This window comes from Geminicoccus flavidas (assembly GCF_009806515.1).
Classification (GTDB): domain Bacteria; phylum Pseudomonadota; class Alphaproteobacteria; order Geminicoccales; family Geminicoccaceae; genus Geminicoccus; species Geminicoccus flavidus.
Map to the genome: position 1 here is coordinate 1 of NZ_WUJP01000019.1, position 566 is coordinate 566.

Annotated in this window: 1 protein-coding gene; it reads left to right on the forward strand. The window is 65.2% G+C overall.

The genetic code is table 11. The features are described 5' to 3' along the window. On the forward strand, positions 1 to 236 hold a 236-nt coding region (locus tag EQG76_RS00435; RefSeq protein ID WP_200840449.1), incomplete at its 5' end, for a cation transporter dimerization domain-containing protein. Between the last annotated feature and the right edge of the window lie 330 nt (positions 237 to 566).

The window sequence follows — 566 nt, forward strand, 5'->3', positions numbered from 1 at the left end:
AGGCGGCACAGTTCCTGATCCTGCGCGCGCTGATCCATCACTTCGACAGCTATGGCAGCCTCGACCAGATCCGGACCCGTCGCTCCGGTGAACGGCTGTTCGTCGAGATCACGCTGGGCTTCGAGCCGGACCTGCCGATGGCGGAAGTCGACCGGCGGACGAGCGCCATCCGGCAGATGATCATGCAGGAGGTCGCCGGCACGGACGTCTCGATCGTGGCCAGGGCGCTGCCCTAGGTCGTCTGGGCCTCAAGCCAGCCGGGGAGCACGCTTGTGATTCGCTCACTCATGCAAGCATCATAACCTATTGATCTTGCTGGCTGTAAGATCAGATCTTTATCCGCTGCATGATCTTGCGGCTCGGGTTCGCTTCGCAGAGAGGAAGGGCAAGAATGGCACTGCAGCCTAGCCGGATCAGCGCCGCCCCTCGCGCCACCAGGCGAACACGGTGGTGCCCAGCAGCAGGGCCAGGGCCAGCCAGGCCGGCATCAGCGGCACCAGCTCGGTCCGCGACACTCGGTAGGCGCCGTGGTCGATCAGGCCCATCCAGCCGCGCCCGGCAGTCTG